This window comes from Pedobacter polaris (assembly GCF_005116505.1).
GTDB classification, from domain to species: domain Bacteria; phylum Bacteroidota; class Bacteroidia; order Sphingobacteriales; family Sphingobacteriaceae; genus Pedobacter; species Pedobacter polaris.
This window is the reverse complement of the sequence record NZ_SWBR01000002.1, coordinates 997,966-1,017,498: the sequence shown is the minus strand read 5'-3', so window position 1 is coordinate 1,017,498 and position 19,533 is coordinate 997,966. Positions and strand designations below refer to the sequence as shown.

The following is a 19,533-nucleotide window of genomic DNA, read 5'->3' as shown; positions in this document are numbered from 1 at the left end:
AATAATTTTAAAATATATTTGCCTATATATTCTATAGATTTAGTAGACTATTTAAATTAATCTCAATATTTATATTAAACCAATACAATGAAGCACAATTATTTATCATTTATTATTCTAATTTTATTTTCTATTCCGGTCACAATTTTTGCCCAAAGTCCTATAACAGGTGTTATAAAACGTACAGATGGCGCTCCGGTGCCACACGCAACTGTAAAAATAAGAGGTACCAATATCTCTGTAAGTGCAGATGACAATGGTGTGTTCAGTATCAATTCAAAACAAGAGCTTCCATTCTATCTTCAAGTTAGCTCAGTTGGTTATAAACCACAAGATTTTCAAGTTTTCAAGCTTCAAGACACACCTTTAGAGTTAATTTTGGTTGAAAATGCATTGCTTGATCAGATTGTGGTAACTTCAAGAAGGCGCTCTGAAGTGTTACAAGATGTGCCTATTGCCATAACAGTTATTGGAGGGCAAGCTGCTGAAAATGCAGGTGCTTTTAATGTGAATCGTTTAAAGGAACTTGTTCCGTCTGTACAACTATATGCCTCTAATGCTAGAAATACAACGCTTAATATTAGAGGCTTGGGTTCAACATTTGGGTTAACCAACGACGGAATTGACCCAGGCGTGGGTTTTTATGTTGATGGTGTTTACCATGCACGTCCGGCAGCTACTTCTACAGATTTTTTAGATATTGAACAAATAGAAGTTATACGTGGGCCTCAAGGTACTTTGTTTGGAAAAAATACTACTGCTGGTGCATTTAACATTACTACTATTAAACCAACACAAACACCAACTGCAAAAGTAGAATTGGGTTTTGGAAATTATAATTTTTTACAGGCAAAAACGTCAGTTTCTGGTGGTTTGGCAAAAAACCTTGCTGCAAAATTGTCTATTTCTGGGACCCAAAGAGATGGTACAATTTGGAACACTAGAGAAGAACGTAAATATAGTGGGCAAAATAATCTCGGTTTTAAAAGCCAATTGTATTACACACCATCAGATAAATTACAAGTATTGTTAAGTGGTGATGTAAGCATTCAACATCCTGCAGGTTACCCTCTTGTAATTGCAGGTGTAGCCACAACAGAAAGAAGTGCTTATCGTCAATACGCTAAAATTGTTGCTGATTTAGGATATCAGCAACCAAAAGTAGATCCTTTTTCAAGAACAATAAATACCAATACACCTTGGAGACACAACCAATCTATTGGAGGTATCTCTTTAAATGTGGATTATAAAATTGGCAACGGCACGCTTACTTCTACCACAGCTTGGAGATTTTGGAACTGGGATCCTACAAATGACAGAGATTTCTCTGAACTGTCTGCATTAACTAAATCTCAAGGTAACTCTCGTCATGATCAATACTCACAAGAAGTTAGATATGCTGGTAATATAACCGAAAAATTAAGTGGTGTGGTTGGTGTATTTGTTCTTGGTCAGAATTTACAAGGACTAAACCAAACAGAAGAAGTAGGTAAAGATCAATGGAGGTTTGTGCAAACAGCTAATACTGGTTCGCAGGCATTATACTCAACTCCTGGTTTGTTAGACGGATTTGGTATCAAAACCAATTCGACAATTAAATCGTTAAGTGCTGCAGTGTTTGCACAGGTAGACTGGGAGTTTTTAAATCACTTGCACATTTTACCAGGTTTAAGGTATACTTATGATAAGAAAGATGTTGATTATGATAGGCAAACTTACGGAGGTCTACAAACTTCAGACGCTGCATTACTTGCCCTTAAAGCCGCTGTTTATGCTAATCAACAATTTACCACAAGTACAGACAATAATAACTTGTCTGGTAACATTACACTTTCTTACAGACCAACCGATAAGGTAAATGCTTATGGAACTTTTTCTACTGCTTACAAACCTGTAGGGGTAAATGTTGGTGGTTTGCCTACTACTTCAAACGGACAAGCAGATTTATCTGTAGCTGTGGTAAAACCAGAATATGTAGAGCATTATGAATTAGGTGTAAAAACAAAACCTATTAAAGGCCTATTAGTAAATGTAACTGCTTTTAATACAGATATAAAAGATTACCAAACCAATGTGCAATCTCCACAATTGGGTGTAAATAGAGGCTATTTGGCTAATGCAGAAAAGGTAAAAGTAAAAGGTTTAGAAGTTGATGGAAGCTACCAATTAGAAAGATTTTTAACTTTAAATGCTGCTGTAGCTTATCTTGATGGTAAATATGTGAAATTTACTAATGCTCCCTTACCGTTAGAAGAAACCGGGCATACAGAAGTTATCAATGGCGTTTCTACTCAAGTAGCATTTAAGGATGCTTCTGGTGGTAGACTGCCAGGAATTTCTAAATGGAATGTTTCTGGTGGTGCAGAATTTAGCACTCCTGGTAATTTAGCTACTAAAAATGGAAGATATTTTATTGCAGGTGATGCTAGTTACCGTTCTGGATATTCTTCAAACCCAACTCCATCACGAGTACTAAATGTTGAAGGTTATTCTTTATTGAACGCTAGAATAGGATTTAAATCAGAAAAGTTCTCAATATTTGCTTGGAGCAGAAATATTACCAATAAAAACTACTACGAACAATTGCAGGCAGCAGCTGGTAACTCTGGTTTATATGCAGGCGTACTTGGCGATCCAAGAACTTACGGAGCTACATTGCGTTATAGTTTTTAATTGTTCAGTGGTATCATTGGTTCATTAGTCTATGAACCAATTTAACAACTTTGACAAACCGATGCGCCGTACGCATTGGTTTGTCAAGGTTTTTTTGTTTTATGGATTTTTTAATTAATGCCATTAGTTTATTAGACTTGCCTATAATGTATTTTGTTCAGTATACCATTGATTATTGGACTTTCTTTCTTCACCCAATGAACTAATGACAATTGAACCAATGAACTATTTGATTACTTTTGAGTTCTAAACAAACTCTATAATGAAATCACTCTGCGTTTATTGTGGCTCCAATTTTAATGGTAATCCGGTTTTAAGAAAAGCAATTGAAGATTTAGCTGAAGCAATGGCCTCACAAAATATTACTTTGGTGTTTGGTGGCGGTAGTGTTGGAGTTATGGGTGTAATTGCTGATGAAATTTTGAAACACGGTGGAAAAGCAATCGGTGTAATACCCCAATTTTTGATGGATAAAGAAGTTGGACATAAAGGTTTAACTGAAATGATAATTACTAAGGATATGCATCAGCGTAAACAAAAAATGGCCGACCTTGCTGATGGATTTGTAATTTTGCCTGGAGGTTTTGGTACACTAGAAGAATTATTTGAAGTTTTAACGTGGTTGCAATTAGGACTACATGGTAAACCAATTGGGGTATTAAACGTAAATGGTTTCTATGACCATCTATTCAAACAAATGGATGTAATGGTAGAACAGCGGTTTTTAAAACAAACCAATAGAGATTTAGTCTTTAACGAAATTGATGCATCAATTTTAATTGCTAAAATGCAGAATTTTAAAGCTGCACCTGATGAAGTTTGGTTTAGAGATAGGAACTTGACTTAGCCTAAAGTCATCAGTCTTAAGTTAGCAACTTGCTAGTAGACTTTAGCTATTTATCAAACTTGTTTTTAATGTACTGAACCAAAGATGGGTCTTGTAAATCTTCCATATCGCTTAACTCAAATTCTAAAGCTTTGGTACTAAGTCTTATCTCAATAAGAGAAGTAAACAACGATGCAATAAAGAACAACAAGCTAATGGCAAACAATATTTCGCCTATTATCTCTTTTTCTATGTAGATAAAAAACATACAAAATATGCAACTTATAAAACTACAAATACCATAAGTCTGCATATTTTTAATAAGGCGTAATCTATAACGCAAGTTTTTAATTTGACTATGGATAATCGAACCATCTTTACTATCAGCCGCATATTTAGCATGAAGGCTTCTTACTAAGCTCGCCAATGATAAAAATCTATTGGTATAAGCTAACATGATTAAACTTATTGCTGGAAATAACAATGCAGGGGTATTGATGCTTAAATTCATTCGGAGGCTTATTTACCCAAACATATTAAATAATAGGCACATTGCTTGCAAATGCTTTTTAAATATCTATTTGAAAAGCAAATATCTTCAACTATCAAAATCAGTTTACGATTCCCGTTTTTACGGGAATGACGGCAGATTTTTGGATTTGTGTCCACACAATAAGATTCTTCAGGAGTCGAAGGATAATAAAAAAAGATAGGCAAAGAGAAAAACCTACAAAAAATTATCCTTGGTAATTTCCCAAGTCCAGGGTTTTTTAAAGGTCGCAAAGGTTTTAAAATTGGTGAAAATGAGCGTTTCTTCATTTATCAAACTGTTACCTTCTTGGTCGGCCAAATTCCCTGAAATTAATCTCATTCTTCTTGCTAGAAAATTATATTGCCTGTTGGTCATTTCGCCTGAAAGAGCATTGTAATAAATATTATTTGCCTTAACTAAATTCCAATCTTTGTTTTGATATTTAAATTCATAATTTAATTTCCAACGCCAGTTTGCACCTCCTTCGAACTCTAAAACCAGTTTATTATTAGCAGTGCTAATGTTTTTTAACGGATCGCCCAAAGAACCCCCTTCATTGGCCCTAAGAATAAAATTATTATTTTGAAGTGCTAAAGTGTATTTTCCATTTTGTGCATTCTTAAAATAAATGGCTAATACCCTAGGTTTTTGAAACTCTTTTATTAAATCTGTTTCATTGTCGCCATATGCTCTGTTTTCTGATATGGGAAGATTATATTCTAATATAATAACTAAATCCTCTAATTTGTCATTGTTTAAATCTCCAAAAGCAGTATCTATAGCATTCCATCTTGAAGGTACTAATGTTGTAATATCTTTACCCTGTTTGCTTAAGAGCGGATAGGAAAATGTTTGTGTTTTACCAATTTGGGTAAAACAAACCAATATGATGATAAGATATTTCATTATTCTTTATAAACGATGGATTTGGGTTTTTGTTATTGCCATAAAAACCTGCAATTCAAAAACTGAATACCAAAACAGGTTTTAGTTTTCTAAATTTAACAGCTAACTTGCTAGCGTGACAGCAGGTTTAAAATAATTATGCCTAGTCTAGCCAAATAAAAAACACAGATGAATATAGAATTCAACAAGAACGAAGATGTGAATAAGCAACTGGTTTATGAACTTAAAACCAGATTAAAAAAAATACATATTGGTGGTGGAGAAAAGAATGCTGCAAAACAGAAAGAAAAAGGTAAATTATTGGCAAGAGAGCGAATTGCCTATTTAACCGATGAAGGGACTGAATTTTTAGAATTGGGTGCTTTTGCTGCTGATGGAATGTATACAGAACAAGGTGGCTGCCCAAGCGCTGGTGTAGTTACTGGAATAGGATATGTGTCTGGTAGGCAATGTCTAATTGTAGCAAATGATGCAACTGTTAAGGCTGGAGCTTGGTTTCCGATGACAGCTAAGAAGAATTTAAGAGCGCAAGAAATAGCTATGGAAAACCGGTTGCCAGTAATTTACTTGGTAGACAGTGCTGGAGTGTATTTGCCAATGCAAGATGAAATTTTTCCTGATAAGGAACACTTTGGACGGATGTTTAGAAACAATGCCATAATGAGCGCCGAAGGGATTGTTCAGATTTCTGCAATTATGGGCTCTTGTGTTGCGGGCGGAGCATATTTGCCAATTATGAGTGATGAGGCTATGATTGTTGAAGGAACGGGTTCGGTGTTTTTAGCAGGCTCTTACTTAGTTAAATCTGCCATAGGTGAAGAAGTTGACAATGAAACTTTGGGCGGTGCAACCACACATTGTGAAATTTCGGGTGTTACCGATTACAAACATCCTAATGATAAGGCTTGTTTAGATAGCATTAAAAAAATCATGAGCATGCTTGGTGCCCCAGAAAATGCAGGTTTTGATAGAATTAAGTCGGCTTTGCCAAAGTTAAAACAAGAAGAATTGTATGGTATTTTACCAGAAAATAGGGAGAAGCCATACGAAATGAGAGATGTTATACATCGTTTGGTAGATGATTCTGAGTTTGAAGAATATAAAAAGTTATTTGGTCAAAGTATTATTTGTGGTCTAGCTCGTATTGATGGTTGGGCAGTAGGTATTGTTGCTAATCAGCGAAACGTTGTTAAATCTAAAAAAGGAGAAATGCAGTTTGGCGGAGTTATTTATTCTGATAGTGCAGATAAAGCAAGTCGTTTTATAATGAACTGCAATCAGAAGAAAATTCCCTTGGTATTTTTACAAGATGTAACTGGCTTTATGGTAGGTAGTAGATCAGAACAAGGTGGAATTATAAAAGATGGGGCAAAAATGGTAAATGCAGTAGCTAATTCTGTAGTACCAAAGTTTACTATTGTTATTGGTAATTCTTATGGAGCTGGTAATTATGCCATGTGTGGTAAGGCTTATGATCCGCGTTTAATTTATGCTTGGCCAAGTGCAAAAATTGCTGTTATGGGTGGTGCGCAAGCTGCAAAAGTAATATTACAAATGGAAGAAGCGTCTTTAAAAGCAAAAGGAGAAACCATTACACCAGAAAAAGAGACAGAATTATTAAAGACTATTACTGACAGATATAACAGTCAAACTACACCATATTATGCTGCTTCACGTTTATGGGTTGATGGAGTTATAGATCCGTTAGAAACTCGTAAAGTGATTTCTATGGGAATTGAAGCTGCAAACCAATCACCTATTAGAAAAGCATTTAATGTAGGTATAATACAAACCTAATTTAGGAGAATTGATCAATTTTTGTTAATTTGTACTGGCTAAATAATTGTTAATGCAATCTATCTCCTTATGAAGTATGTCTTAATTGCTGCAATTTTTTTCTGTTTAAGTTCATCTGGTTATGCTCAGATAAAACCAATTTATTTTATTGGAGACAGTATTACAACAAATAAGGCAGAGGCTACTTCTTATGGAGTATCTGGTAAATTAAGTACAGAAAACCTATATGTACTTAAAATGTACGATCTTAATGATAACTTGTTACTGACAGGATTTTATAAAGATGAAAAGCTAACAATTCCTCATGGAAGATTTTTGTTGTATGAAGATATTGATATTTTTAATGAGCAAAACAATACAAACTTCTACATGAAGGATAAATACCGTTTCTTATCAGAGCAAGGAGATTATGCAGATGGTAAAAAAATTGCAAGATGGGTTTGTTTTTTTCCAGATGGAAAGATATTTAGCATAACTAATTATATTGAAGGCCTTAAGCATGGTGAGTTTAAAGTTTTTAACAGAAGAGGAAAAGTTGTAACTTCTGGCAACTATCAACTTGGCCTAAAAAATGGTGAATGGACTTATGATACTGGAAGAAAAGAAGTTTATATGAATGACATATTAACTTCTAGAAAAGAAAATTAATACTATTTTGCATCCCAAATGAAAATTTTTTCAACTCTTTTTATTTTATTTATTTGCTCTTTAAATGCTTTTTCGCAAGTAAGGCCAATCTATTTGTACGGTAATCAAGTTACAAAAGATAAAGATAAGGCAACTTCTTATGCAGTTTATGGAAAGATAAGCACAGAAGATGTATGGACCTTTAAAAGGTATGATTTATATGATAATCTTATACAAACTGGCTCATATGCAGACGAATCATTAACTATGGCCCATGGCAAGTTTACTTTTTATTCAGATATAACTCAATTTAATAACATTTATCAAGAACGTTTTGCTTTAAAAGGGAAAACTAGATTTATTTCACAGGAAGGAAATTTTGTTAATGGCCTAGAACAAGGTAAATGGTTTCTCTTTTATCCAGATGGAAATGTGCTTAGTGCTCAAGAATTTTTAGATGGAAAAATGCATGGCATATTTATTACTTATGACAGATTCGGAGTAGCAGTAATTTCTGGTAATTATGTTAATGGTGAAAAGCATGGAGAGTGGTCGTTAGAAAAAGGTAAAGTAAGAGAAGTTTACGATATGGGAATCCTTAAATCTAGAGAATATACTAAAAAAGGAAAAATAGTAAAAGGGAGTGTTACTAATAAGAATAGTTAATGAGAAAATATTTATTAATTGTGCTTCTGTCTGTTTTAATGCTAGAGAGTGTGGCCCAAAATCCGTTAACAATTCATCAAAAAGCAATTGTTGTAGATACGCATGGCGATATTCTTTTTAATCAAATCAAATCTGGAATTGATATCGGCAAACTTCAATCTACCGGTAACTTTGACTTGGTAAGGGCAAAACAAGGTGGCTTAGATGTTCAGGTTTTTTCTATTTGGTGTGATGAAAAGGGTGGTTATGCAGTTGCAAATCAAGAAATAGATTCTTTATATAGTTTGATAAAAAGATATCCAAGTAAAATAACATTAGTTAAAAATGCTACTGAACTAGAAAAGGCAGTTAAGGAGAAAAAGCTAGCCGCTATGATTGGTGTAGAAGGCGGGCATATGATTGAAAATAGCCTTGAAAATCTAGAAAAGTTAGCCCAAAGAGGAATGATTTACATGACCTTGACTTGGAATAACAGTACGCCTTGGGCAAGTTCAGCAGCAGAAGAAACATCTAAAAAGATAAGACCAGAAATTGCGGGATTAAATGACTTTGGGAAACAAGTTGTTCGTAAGATGAATGATTTAGGTGTAATGGTAGATTTATCGCACGTTGGTGTTAAAACATTTTTTGACGCAATTGCAATAACTAAAAAACCTGTATTGGTATCGCACAGTTGTGTGTATGCTTTAAACCCTGTGCCAAGAAATTTAAATGATGAGCAAATTAAAGCAGTAGGTAAAAACGGAGGCTTAATTTCGCTTAACTTTTATGCAGGATTTTTAGATTCAACTTATAATGATAAACAAAAAGTCTTCTTTGCTAAGTACGATTCTGAATTAAAAAGCCTATCTGCCAAATACGGCAGGAGCAATGCAATTGACACCTTAATAGCTCTTCACCAGGTAGATGCTGATGCAACAAGACCATCAGTAGAAGTTTTAATAGAGCATATAGATTATATCGTTAAAATGATAGGTGTTGATCACGTTAGCTTGGGCGCCGATTTTGATGGAGCAGAAGCATTTCCGTTAGGAATTAACAGTGTAGCAGATTATCCTAAAATTACAGATGCCTTAGTTAAAAGAGGTTATAAAGCCAATGAAATTACCAAAATTTTAGGAGGTAATTTTTTGAGGGTGCTTAAAGCTAATAAAGGAAATTAGATTTAAACTGTAAATCGTCAACTGCTAACCCCATTAAATTATCTTCACAATTTCATCTTTCTCCACAGTACTTTGCCCTTTAGAACTTAAAGCTTAAATTTGTAGCTACAAAAAGAAAACATGTCTCAAGAACAAGAAATAGAACACGTAAAGTGCTTAATCATAGGGTCTGGTCCGGCGGGCTATACCGCTGCAATTTATGCAGCTCGTGCAGATTTAAAACCAGTAATGTATACGGGTATGGAAATGGGTGGTCAGCTAACTCAAACTACAGATGTAGATAATTTTCCAGGTTACCCAGCTGGAATTATGGGGCCAGAGATGATGGAAGATTTTAGAAAACAAGCCGAACGTTTTGGAACTCAAATTCGTTTTGGCTATGTGAGCTCTGTAGATTTTTCTTCTTTCCCTCGTAAAGTAGTAGTAGATGAAATTAAAACCATTACTGCTGATACAGTAATTATTGCCACTGGAGCCACTGCTAAATGGTTAGGTTTAGAGAGTGAGCAAAAATACAATGGTTTCGGTGTTTCAGCTTGTGCAGTATGTGATGGTTTCTTTTTCAAGGGCCAAGATGTTGCTATTGTTGGGGCAGGAGATACGGCTGCAGAAGAAGCAACTTATTTAGCTAAGCTTTGTAAAAAAGTATACATGTTGGTGCGTAGAGATGAATTCCGTGCTTCAAAAGCGATGGTTCACCGCGTATTGAATACACCAAATATTGAAGTGATTTATAATTCTGAAGCAGTTGAGATTTTAGGTAACGGAAAAAATGTAACCGGATTAGAGATTATCAATAATAAAACCAATGAAAAGTCTCAGTTGGAAGTTGAAGGTTTCTTTGTCGCAATTGGACATAAACCTAATACTGATATTTTTAAAGGTTGGTTACATATGGATGAAACAGGTTATTTAATTACAACCCCAGGTACTACTAAAACCAATGTAGAGGGAGTATTTGCATCTGGTGATGTTCAAGATCATTATTACCGTCAGGCTGTTACTGCTGCGGGATCTGGTTGTATGGCAGCTTTAGATGCTGAACGCTATTTAGCTGCAAAAGGCGATGCGCCAAATGTTTTGGCGTCTACCTATGATTAAAACCGCTAAACCCATTAAGGGGACTTGATATTTTAAAAGCTTTCTGATCATTTTCAGGAAGCTTTTTTTGTATAGGTTAATATTCTATCATAACGCTAAATTTTATATCTTGTGCATATCAAACCCTAAATGATATGAAGAGAATTTTCTTATTGCTTTTACCAACTATTCTTACTTTTCAGGCATTTGCCCAAACAGATGCAAATATGGGGATTATCCCTGTTCCTGTTTCAATCAAAAAAAACAATGGAACCTTTCAATTAGATAAATCTGTTGCTTTAATTAGTAATGAGACTGCAAATGCTAAAACGGCAGACTTATTAAATGCATTTATTGTAACAAAAGGAGGCTTCGCTTTGCGAGAAACCAAGGCAGTAACTAATACACAAAAAGCTATTGTATTAACTTCAGTAGGGGCAGATAAATTACCAGCAGAAGGCTATACCATTCAAATTACTACTAACCAAATTAAAGTTATTGGTTCTGGTGCAGGATTGTTTTATGCTGTACAATCTTTAATGCAACTCATGCCAGAGAAAAAAGATGATAAAATAACAATTCAAACTGCTGAAATAAACGATTATCCTCGCTTCAAATATCGTGGAATGCACCTAGACGTATCACGACATTTTTTTCCAATATCATTTATAAAAAAGTACATAGATATATTGGCAATGTATAAGTTAAATACTTTTCATTGGCATTTAACAGATGACCAAGGTTGGAGAATAGAAATTAAAAAGTACCCAAAATTAACAACTGTTGGTGGTAAAAGAAATGGAACTATTGTAGGTAATTATCCTGGTACAGGTGGCACAGACAATACAGAACATGGCGGTGTATATACCCAAGAAGAAGTAAAACAAATAATTGTTTATGCAGCATCAAAATATATCAATGTAATTCCAGAAATAGAAATGCCAGGTCATGCTTCTGCTGCAATTGCAGCCTATCCAGAGTTGAGTGCTTTCCCTGATAGAGATACATGGATAGGGGAAAAAGCACCTTGGACTGGTGATAGAAAAGGTAAGCAAGTGCAACAAACTTGGGGAGTGTTTGATGATGTCTTCGTGCCAACAGATAATACTTTTAAGTTTTTAGAAAATGTGTTAGATGAAGTAATTGCTTTATTTCCGTCAAAATATATTCACATAGGTGGAGATGAGTGTCCGAAAGAATATTGGAAACAATCTCCATTTTGCCAGCAATTTATAAAAGACAATAACTTGAAAGATGAACATGGTTTGCAAAGTTATTTCATCCAAAGAATAGAAAAACATGTAAATGCAAAAGGGAGATCAATTATTGGATGGGATGAAATTTTAGAAGGTGGATTAGCTCCAAATGCAACAGTGATGTCATGGAGAGGAGAGGCAGGTGGAATTGAAGCTGCTAAACAAAATCACGATGTAATTATGACACCAGGCTCTGCAGGTTTGTATTTTGACCATAAAGCTTCTGCCTCTGCAGATGAGCCTTTAACCATAAGCGGATTAGGTTCTGGGTTTTCTAACTTTCAAAAAGTTTATAATTACGATCCAATTCCAAAAGTACTTACAACAGATCAGCAAAAATATATTATTGGTGTACAAGGTAATGTTTGGACAGAGTATATGGAAACACCGGCTAAGGTTGAGTACATGATTTTTCCTAAAATTTTATCACTTGCAGAAATCGCTTGGAGCCCTATTGCTAGAAAAGATGTGAAAAACTTTATGGAAGAACGAGTGCCCTTGCATTTAGCCAAATTAGATAAATCAAATACAAATTACTGGGTTCCAGTACCAATTGGTCAACCTGAGAAAGTGGTTAATGGAGAAAATTTTACTATTGAATTGAAAGCTCCAATTATCGGTGCTAAAATATTCTATACATTAGATAATTATCGTCCATCAGAAAATGCAACAGCATATACTACACCAATAAAAATAAACGTTCCACAAGGACAAAAGAAAATTCTTAAAACCATTGTAATTACACCTAGTGGTAAAAGAAGTGTAGTAAGTGAAACTACTTTTAACAATGGAGCACCAGAAGTTAAAGCGAAATAATTTTTGTAAAGAATTTATTAGATTTATAAATCGTAGAGAACTTAAACATTAAAATTGAAGCTGGAAGATTGCATTTTTATCAACTACAAATTTCAGCACTATATTTAAAAATAAAATCATCTCAAACAAAATGAAATTAATCAACGCTATTAAATTTGCATTTTTAGGATTAGTAGGAATTGCTTTTATTGCTTCATGCACAGCTGATGAAAAATCAACTGTTGCGGCAAAAGTTGATGCACCAGCAAAGTCAGTAAATCCATTTCCATTTTATAAAAACATCGAAATTAAGCCAGGTCTAAATTTTGAAGTATTAAGTTGGGGTAAAGGGATAGACACCTTGGGAGGGTATTTAATTCTGATGTCTGATTCTGTTAAAAATAATTATAGATCTATTTCTGTTGAGCGAAAAGGGATTATTGCTGAGGCATGGAACATGGATTTGGATAATGATGGTAATCCAGAATTATATATCCAATACTTGGTTAGAAAAGATGAAAATGATTTAAACGTTTACGAATATGCTAACAATAGCTTTGATAAAATTAGTTTCCCAGGACTAAATAGTGCTATCAAAAAAGGTTACCAAGGCAATGATAAATTCTTTGTTAAAAATGGGGATTTGTTTAGATCGGTACCAGTTGTGAGTATAGATAGTGGCAAAACAACAACGCTAGTTAAAACATTGCAATATAATTTAAGAGGCAATAGTTTTTCTACCAGCGAGGTGAAGCCAGAAGAGTAACCTACTTCTCATACCTGTTCAGTTGTTCTCTAATGTAGTCATCCCATTTGGACTGTGCATTTAAGTCAGAGCCGTGTTTGGTCTCCACATCGTATCTACTTTGCATATCGCTAAAATGTTTACCTACTTTATTGGCGTTGGCCTGTATAAGTCTTTTGTAGTTCGATATTGAATATTTCTGAAAACGTACTTGATTTTCTCCTTCTTTTAACAATAAAAAGTTAATGTTTACATGCCCTTGTTCATGATTGAGTAATTGCCTGCTCACTTTTCTATTGCTTATTCTATCCGATTTTACCCAAGATTCTGCAGGAACAACACCTCCGGAAAACTTGAAATCAATGTGCAATTTATTGCCAGTTATTTTAGAACTATAGCTGTAATGCCAATTGGTAACGGTTAATGCTGCATAAGGAGATAACCTATCTGGTTTTGCCAAAAAGTGAGTATCCCAACCAACTTGCTCAGGATATATTTCTTGTTGCGTTTGAAAAGCGCACAAAAATAGTAGTGAAAAAATGGATGTAATTTTTAAAAAAGTGATGCTAACGTTCTTCATTTGATTTTATAGAACGAAAGCCGTGCCAATAAATTATTCTTATTCTTGAAACTGCCCGCTAATGCGTTCGAATTTTTCGATTAATAGGGCAATTCGTTCTTTGTCTTTCCTAATTACAGCTTTTCTAACTAGCGTAGAGCAGAAGATCATCCAGCCAAAACTAACAACAATGGCAACAACTCGCATCCATAAATCTAGTTGAGCTAAAATCTCAACAAAGTAAAAGACCATACCTAAAGAAAGTGCTATTGCATAAAACCAATATAAACGATTGTAAAGCGCAAAGCGATTCAATTGATATAGTTTTAGGCTACTGATAAACTCATTCGGGTTTACTGTAAAATCACTTTTAGATATAATTCTGTAATTGTTATATAAAATAATGGTATAAACTGCTATTGCGATAATAATAATGCTAATTCCGGCATGTGTGGTCCATGTTTGCACGTCATAGAATAGCCAAAGCATAGCCATTGCAAAAAAAGAAAGTATCATTCCTCCAATATTTAAGAGGGATTTTGTACGTATACCATTTACTTCTTTTTTGGCTTGTTTCAGCATATCATCGGCAGATATTTTTACATCAACCGTATGCTTGGCCCAAAGTGCTTCTATGTGATCAAATTCTTGCATGCTGATTGTATAATTCGGTCAGTTTTTGTTTAATACGATGGATTTTAACCCTTAAATTCCCTTCACTAATTCCAGAAATGTCTGCAATTTCATTGTATGGTAATTCATCCAACACCATAGTAATAATCAAACGATCGTTTTCTTCTAGTTTCGAAATAGATTTATAAAGTAATGCAACCTGTTCATTCTTTTCCGAAAACTCTTCAACTCTGTTTTCTATGATGTTTTCTGTTAATTCTTCTTTAGCTTGTCGTTTTTCTGAGCGTAAATAGGTTAAGCAAGTATTCACGGCAATGCGATAAATCCAAGTAGAAATGAGAGATTTATTTCTGAACTTATCTAAATTTTGCCAAACCTTTAAGAATGTTTCTTGTAAAAGATCGTTTGCAGAATCCTTATCGCCTGTATAACCATAGCATAAGTGAAAAATCTTCTTAGAATTTTTATCGAAAATTTCCTTAAATAAAACGTCTTTTTGATTCATTAAACAGGTTACGTGTGTTTTTTAGATAGCATTTGGCTATTTATGTTACACATAATATTGACCAAAAATAATATTAGTTTGCTTACTTTGCGCAATTAATTACTTTTGTGCCTAACTAAATTTCAATATGACAAAAAACAAACCTATGTTAATCGCAGTAATCTGCGTATTTATATTAGCCATATTAATTAATTCACTAGGGTTTTTTGGAGTTATTCATTCAGGTAAAGATGGTACGGGTACTTTAACGTTACTAGATTATTTACCTCTATATTGTTTAGCAACTGGCGGATTGATGATGTATCTTTTGCCAAGAAAGATAGCTAATGGTGCATTTTTTTTACTACTCATTGCATTTCTTTCTTATAGTTCATTTTTGTTTTTAAATAGCCAATTTAATTGGAGTATTGTAGTTCCTGAAACAATAGATCAACTGTTTTATGTATTAAGGTGGGTTGCTTTAGGTTTTATTGTTTTTTATGGTTTCATAAAGAAGACGTTAACCTTTTGGATTTTTGTAGCATTATTTTTAGGCATAGCTATTGGGCACGACTTTCCTTTCTTTGGTCAAGGTTTGCAGATTTTTAGTCAGATTTTTTTAAAAATGATTAAGGTTATCATAGCTCCTTTATTATTTGCAACTTTAGTTTATGGTATTGCAGGGCACTCTGATATTAAGCAGGTTGGCCGTATGGGCTGGAAATCTTTATTATATTTTGAGATTGTTACCACTTTTGCTTTATTTATTGGTTTAGCCGCCATTAACATAAGCAAAGCAGGTGTGGGTATTAAGCAGGCAGATGCAGTTATGCAAGATATTCCAAAAGTTGAGGCACAAACAGCCAAAGAGGTAATTTTGCACATTTTTCCAGATAGTATTGTTAAATCTATGTCTAGTGGAGATGTATTGCAAATCGTAATCTTTAGTGTGTTTTTTGGAATTGCATTAATTATGGTTCCAACGGCCCAACGTAAGCCACTAATTAACCTTACAGAGAGTTTATCCGAAACCATGTTTAAGTTCACTAATATTGTGATGTATTTTGCACCAATTGGGGTAGGTGCTGCAATGGCTTATACAGTTGGGCATATGGGGCTCGGAGTTTTGGTTAACCTTTTTCAATTGTTAATTACCCTTTATATTGCGCTCATCGTTTTCATGCTTATTGTTTTATTGCCAATAGCATTGATTATTAAATTACCAATAAGAAAATTTATCAAAGCCATAGCAGAACCAGTGTCTATTGCATTTGCTACCACCAGTTCAGAGGCAGCTTTACCGCGTGCTATGGAGGCAATGGTAAGTATTGGTGTTCCGCGTAAAATTGTTGCTTTTGTAATGCCTACTGGATATAGTTTTAATTTAGATGGTACTACACTATACTTGGCTTTGGCCTCTGTATTTGTAGCACAGGCGGCAGGTATAAATCTTACATTTGGTCACCAATTGATTATTGTATTTACCTTAATGTTAACCAGTAAAGGTGTTGCTGGTGTACCAAGAGCGTCATTAGTTATTTTGTTGGGCACAGCGGCTTCTTTCGGCCTACCAACATGGCCTATATTTATTATTTTAGGTATTGATGAGTTAATGGATATGGCCAGAACATCTGTAAACGTAATAGGAAATTGCTTAGCATCTGTTGTAATTGCCAAATGGGAAGGTGAATTTGATCCGAATAGTGCAGAAGCAGCTGAAATAAATATATGAGTTCAAGAGGAAAAAAAATATTCTTAGCGTCAACTATAATCGTTCCCTTTTTAATTTACTGCATAGTTTATTATGCACCAATTATCCGCAATGCACCATTTAAAGCAAAAGAGTTTGTCTCTTTAGAATACAAGTGGGGAGCTGGAAACAATTTAGAGAATTCTTATAACTCTGCTACAGGGGAGTATAAGTATTATAATAATGACGATTCCTTAATTGTAACTAAGGTTGAGCTTACCGCAAGAGACAAGAAATTTTTAGATAGCAACGCTGATGAACAAGGTTTTTGGAATTTGCCAGATGTAGTTGCAAATAATGAAAATGACATAAAAAATTCAAAAGCTTTAAGGTATTTTATGAAATTTAATTACCAAAAAAAATCTAAAGAAGTTACCTATTTGGCAGATTTTGAAGGGAATCCTAAAATGAGAAGTGCTGCCGCTCAAATGCAAAAAGTGATTGAACAAAGCATTATTGATGCCGAACAAAGACAGAAAAAATTAGCTAAATAGTTTGGGGTTATACTAATGATTGTAGGATGGCATTTGAATTGAGAAAAAATCTATCGTTAATAGCTACAGTTGCTGTAATTATTATTGCCGGTATTGGAGGGTATTATTTAATTAACCTCAAACAAAGTGAGTATCCGGTTTCAACTTTTATTTCAGTAAGTTACAAATGGGGCGTTGGTGATACACTCTTAAACAGTTATAATTCTGCTACAAGCGATTATCAATATTTAAACAATAGAGATTCGTTAATTAAAACTAAAGTGAAGTTGCGAGCCAACAACATCATTTTTATTCATAGCAGAGCAAATGAGCTTGATTTATGGAATTTACCAAACGTGATCGCAAACAAGAATGCAGATTTAAAAAGCGATAAGGTTTTGCGTTATGAGATGGTATTTACTTATGAACATAAAACTAAAAAGATAATCTTTCTAACAGATTATGATGAAAATCCTTCAATTGCAATAGCTGCAGATGAGCTTCAAAAAGTAATTAAGCAAACCATTGATGAAGTGGAAGATAGGTATTCAAAACCTTAACATTTTTTAACATCAAAAATCCCAAATTGTAATATGTTTTCGTATATTTACGATATATTCGTAAATAAATGGAGAAGTTAACACTACAAGAAGAAGAAGCGATGTTGGCCATTTGGCAGGTTGGTGCAGGTTTTATTAAAGACTTTATGGATGCTATGCCAGAGCCAAAACCGCCTTATACTACACTAGCCTCAACAGTAAAAAACTTAGAACGCAAAGGTTTCCTAAAAAGTGAACGTTATGCCAATGCAAATCGTTACAGCGCAAAAGTTAAAGAAGCCGAATATAAAAAACGTTTCATGAATGGTTTTGTAAATAATTATTTTCAAAACTCTTATAAAGAATTGGTTGCCTTTTTTGCAAAGGATAACAAGATCAGTGCAGATGAATTGAAAGAAATTATCAATCTAATCGAGAACCCAAAAAAATAAGGTTATGCCACATTTTTTTATCATTCTGCTTAAGATAAATTTAGTACTCATTTTATTTGCAGCTGCTTATTATCTTATTCTTCGCCGATTAACATTTTATGTAATTAACCGCATATTTTTGGCTTTTGGCATCTTATTTTCTACTATTTATCCTTTTATTGATTTAACAGATTTTTTTCATAGGCAAAACCAAAATGTAGTGGCCTTTGTACCAGAGATCAATCAACAGGTTAAATCTTTAGTCCCATCTGGCTTTATAGGTGAATATTGGCAATGGATAGGTATTTTATTTTATATAGGAGTTGTATTTATGGCTTTCAGACTGATTGTTCAGTTTGTTTCGCTATATAAAATGCATAAAAAATCTGCTCCAGGTTCTGTGGCTAATTTTCAAGTAAGGATTTTAGATGAAGCTGTAAGTCCTTTTTCATTTTGGCAAACTGTTTATATCAATCCATCGCTGCATAAAGAAAGAGAATTAAAAACCATTTTAGAGCATGAGCAAATCCATGTTAAAGAATGGCATTCGCTAGACATTATTTTGGCCGAATTAAGTGTAGTTTTTTACTGGTTTAATCCTGGTGTTTGGTTAATGAAAAGAGCAGTGAAAGAAAACCTAGAATTTATAACAGATGAGAAAATTTTAAAGAAAGGTGTAGACAAAAAAGCTTATCAGTACAGCTTATTAGATGTAGGAAACTTAATGCCTGCAGTAGAGATTGTGAACAACTTTAATCTATCAGATTTAAAGAAACGCATTAAAATGATGAACGCTAGACGTTCTTCTAAATTAACGTTAAGCCGTTATATGTTGGTTTTACCTGTCTTGTTGTTAACTACTTTAGCCTTTACTGTTTCTAAAAAAGACATTAAAAAACATTTTGCCCCAATTGAACAAGCTTTAATTACGGCAAAAATAATGGAAGCTCCAAAAACTGAAGTCGTTATAGCAAGTAAAAAGTATACTGCAAGAAAGAAAAAAGCAGAAATGCAAGTGCTTAATATAAAAATTGATACTGCTCGTAAATTTCAAGTAATTATTGATGCCATTAATTTAAGTACAGACTCACTAAATTCTACTTTGCCAGATTTTAATGCAGCAAGAGCATTATCGTTATTGAAACAAGAAATAATAGCCTTGCCAGAGGAATTAAAGGGTAAAGTTACTGGAAGAATGATCATGATCAAAAGAGACTCGGTGCATAATAATGATGGGGTTAAATCAATAGAAAATTTAAATTTTACTTTCAAAAGAAGAGAACAACCTATTTTAGCTGAAGGTAAAGCTATGGGAGAAACAATTGTTGTTCAGGGCCAACCAACAACCCGAACAAAGCTTCCAGACCTTTCTAGCACAAGAGCAAATACAACGTTTTATTTAAATGGGAAAGAAATTTCTGCTGAAGATTTAAATAAAATAAAAGCGGCTGAAATTAAGGGTGTAAATATTAAAAAAGACACACAACTATCAGAAGTGCATATTATTGGTTATGGTAAGAAAACCACCAATCCTTAGCTACTCGGATTATAATTCATTAAAACCTTCAAGTTGTAAAGCATGAAGGTTTTTTGTTTTT

General features: G+C 33.9%; 19 protein-coding genes. 14 read left to right on the top strand and 5 right to left on the bottom strand.

Annotation, left to right across the window (positions count from 1 at the left end; genetic code table 11):
- Positions 1-87 precede the first annotated feature (87 nt).
- A complete protein-coding gene (locus tag FA048_RS10410) occupies positions 88-2,673 on the top strand; it encodes a TonB-dependent receptor (RefSeq protein WP_136840570.1) in 2,586 nt (861 codons plus the stop codon).
- 262 nt (positions 2,674-2,935) lie between these two features.
- Positions 2,936-3,520: an LOG family protein gene (locus FA048_RS10405; RefSeq protein ID WP_136840568.1), complete on the top strand. Its 585-nt coding sequence runs from the start codon at positions 2,936-2,938 to the stop codon at positions 3,518-3,520.
- Between the two features lie 46 nt (positions 3,521-3,566).
- Here the strand turns inward: FA048_RS10405 and FA048_RS10400 are convergent, their stop codons facing one another.
- Together FA048_RS10400 and FA048_RS10395 are read right to left on the bottom strand one after the other, a co-directional pair.
- Positions 3,567-4,010, bottom strand: a complete 444-nt coding sequence (locus FA048_RS10400; protein ID WP_136840566.1) for a DUF2721 domain-containing protein — start codon at positions 4,008-4,010, stop codon at positions 3,567-3,569.
- A 216-nt stretch (positions 4,011-4,226) separates the two neighbouring features.
- Positions 4,227-4,937 carry a hypothetical protein gene (locus FA048_RS10395; protein WP_136840559.1) on the bottom strand — a complete coding sequence of 237 codons (711 nt, stop codon included), beginning with the start codon at positions 4,935-4,937 and terminating at the stop codon, positions 4,227-4,229.
- A gap of 168 nt (positions 4,938-5,105) precedes the next feature.
- Here FA048_RS10395 and FA048_RS10390 point away from each other — a divergent pair, with 168 nt between their 5' ends.
- From FA048_RS10390 to FA048_RS10360, 7 genes are all read left to right on the top strand, one after another.
- The gene (locus FA048_RS10390) at positions 5,106-6,734 is read left to right on the top strand and encodes an acyl-CoA carboxylase subunit beta (RefSeq protein WP_136840557.1); all 1,629 of its coding nucleotides are present in this window, start codon (positions 5,106-5,108) and stop codon (positions 6,732-6,734) included.
- A 69-nt stretch (positions 6,735-6,803) separates the two neighbouring features.
- On the top strand, positions 6,804-7,382 hold the full coding sequence (locus tag FA048_RS10385; RefSeq protein ID WP_136840555.1) for a toxin-antitoxin system YwqK family antitoxin: 579 nt from the start codon (positions 6,804-6,806) through the stop codon (positions 7,380-7,382).
- Between the two features lie 18 nt (positions 7,383-7,400).
- Positions 7,401-8,027, top strand: a complete 627-nt coding sequence (locus FA048_RS10380) for a toxin-antitoxin system YwqK family antitoxin (protein ID WP_136840553.1) — start codon at positions 7,401-7,403, stop codon at positions 8,025-8,027.
- A complete protein-coding gene (locus FA048_RS10375; protein ID WP_136840551.1) occupies positions 8,027-9,190 on the top strand; it encodes a dipeptidase in 1,164 nt (387 codons plus the stop codon). The genes FA048_RS10380 and FA048_RS10375 overlap by 1 nt, the downstream gene beginning before the upstream one ends.
- Positions 9,191-9,310: 120 nt before the next feature.
- A complete protein-coding gene (gene trxB / locus FA048_RS10370) occupies positions 9,311-10,291 on the top strand; it encodes a thioredoxin-disulfide reductase (RefSeq protein ID WP_136840549.1) in 981 nt (326 codons plus the stop codon).
- A gap of 134 nt (positions 10,292-10,425) precedes the next feature.
- Entirely contained in the window at positions 10,426-12,342 is a 1,917-nt protein-coding gene (locus tag FA048_RS10365; RefSeq protein ID WP_136840547.1) for a beta-N-acetylhexosaminidase, read from the top strand.
- 130 nt (positions 12,343-12,472) lie between these two features.
- Positions 12,473-13,087 (top strand): hypothetical protein, encoded by a 615-nt coding sequence (locus tag FA048_RS10360; protein WP_136840545.1) that lies wholly within the window; start codon positions 12,473-12,475, stop codon positions 13,085-13,087.
- Position 13,088: 1 nt separating this feature from the next.
- Here FA048_RS10360 and FA048_RS10355 read toward each other — a convergent pair whose 3' ends face one another.
- Genes FA048_RS10355 through FA048_RS10345 form a run of 3 tightly spaced genes read right to left on the bottom strand, consistent with a single transcriptional unit; the run spans position 13,089 to position 14,763 of the window.
- Entirely contained in the window at positions 13,089-13,646 is a 558-nt protein-coding gene (locus tag FA048_RS10355) for a DUF922 domain-containing protein (protein ID WP_136840543.1), read from the bottom strand.
- Between the two features lie 39 nt (positions 13,647-13,685).
- Positions 13,686-14,279, bottom strand: coding sequence for a hypothetical protein (locus FA048_RS10350; protein WP_136840541.1), 594 nt, complete (start codon positions 14,277-14,279; stop codon positions 13,686-13,688).
- Positions 14,266-14,763 carry an RNA polymerase sigma factor gene (locus FA048_RS10345; RefSeq protein WP_136840539.1) on the bottom strand — a complete coding sequence of 166 codons (498 nt, stop codon included), beginning with the start codon at positions 14,761-14,763 and terminating at the stop codon, positions 14,266-14,268. Before FA048_RS10345 ends, FA048_RS10350 begins: the two co-directional genes overlap by 14 nt.
- A gap of 145 nt (positions 14,764-14,908) precedes the next feature.
- Here FA048_RS10345 and FA048_RS10340 point away from each other — a divergent pair, with 145 nt between their 5' ends.
- The 5 genes from FA048_RS10340 to FA048_RS10320 all read left to right on the top strand — a co-directional run bounded on the left by FA048_RS10340 (position 14,909) and on the right by FA048_RS10320 (position 19,472).
- Positions 14,909-16,474: a dicarboxylate/amino acid:cation symporter gene (locus FA048_RS10340; protein WP_225872529.1), complete on the top strand. Its 1,566-nt coding sequence runs from the start codon at positions 14,909-14,911 to the stop codon at positions 16,472-16,474.
- A complete protein-coding gene (locus FA048_RS10335; RefSeq protein ID WP_136840537.1) occupies positions 16,471-16,986 on the top strand; it encodes a hypothetical protein in 516 nt (171 codons plus the stop codon). Before FA048_RS10340 ends, FA048_RS10335 begins: the two co-directional genes overlap by 4 nt.
- A 26-nt stretch (positions 16,987-17,012) precedes the next feature.
- Positions 17,013-17,525: a hypothetical protein gene (locus FA048_RS10330; protein ID WP_136840535.1), complete on the top strand. Its 513-nt coding sequence runs from the start codon at positions 17,013-17,015 to the stop codon at positions 17,523-17,525.
- Positions 17,526-17,593: 68 nt separating this feature from the next.
- Positions 17,594-17,956 carry a BlaI/MecI/CopY family transcriptional regulator gene (locus tag FA048_RS10325; RefSeq protein WP_136840533.1) on the top strand — a complete coding sequence of 121 codons (363 nt, stop codon included), beginning with the start codon at positions 17,594-17,596 and terminating at the stop codon, positions 17,954-17,956.
- A gap of 4 nt (positions 17,957-17,960) precedes the next feature.
- Positions 17,961-19,472, top strand: coding sequence for a M56 family metallopeptidase (locus FA048_RS10320; protein WP_136840531.1), 1,512 nt, complete (start codon positions 17,961-17,963; stop codon positions 19,470-19,472).
- Positions 19,473-19,533 lie beyond the last annotated feature (61 nt).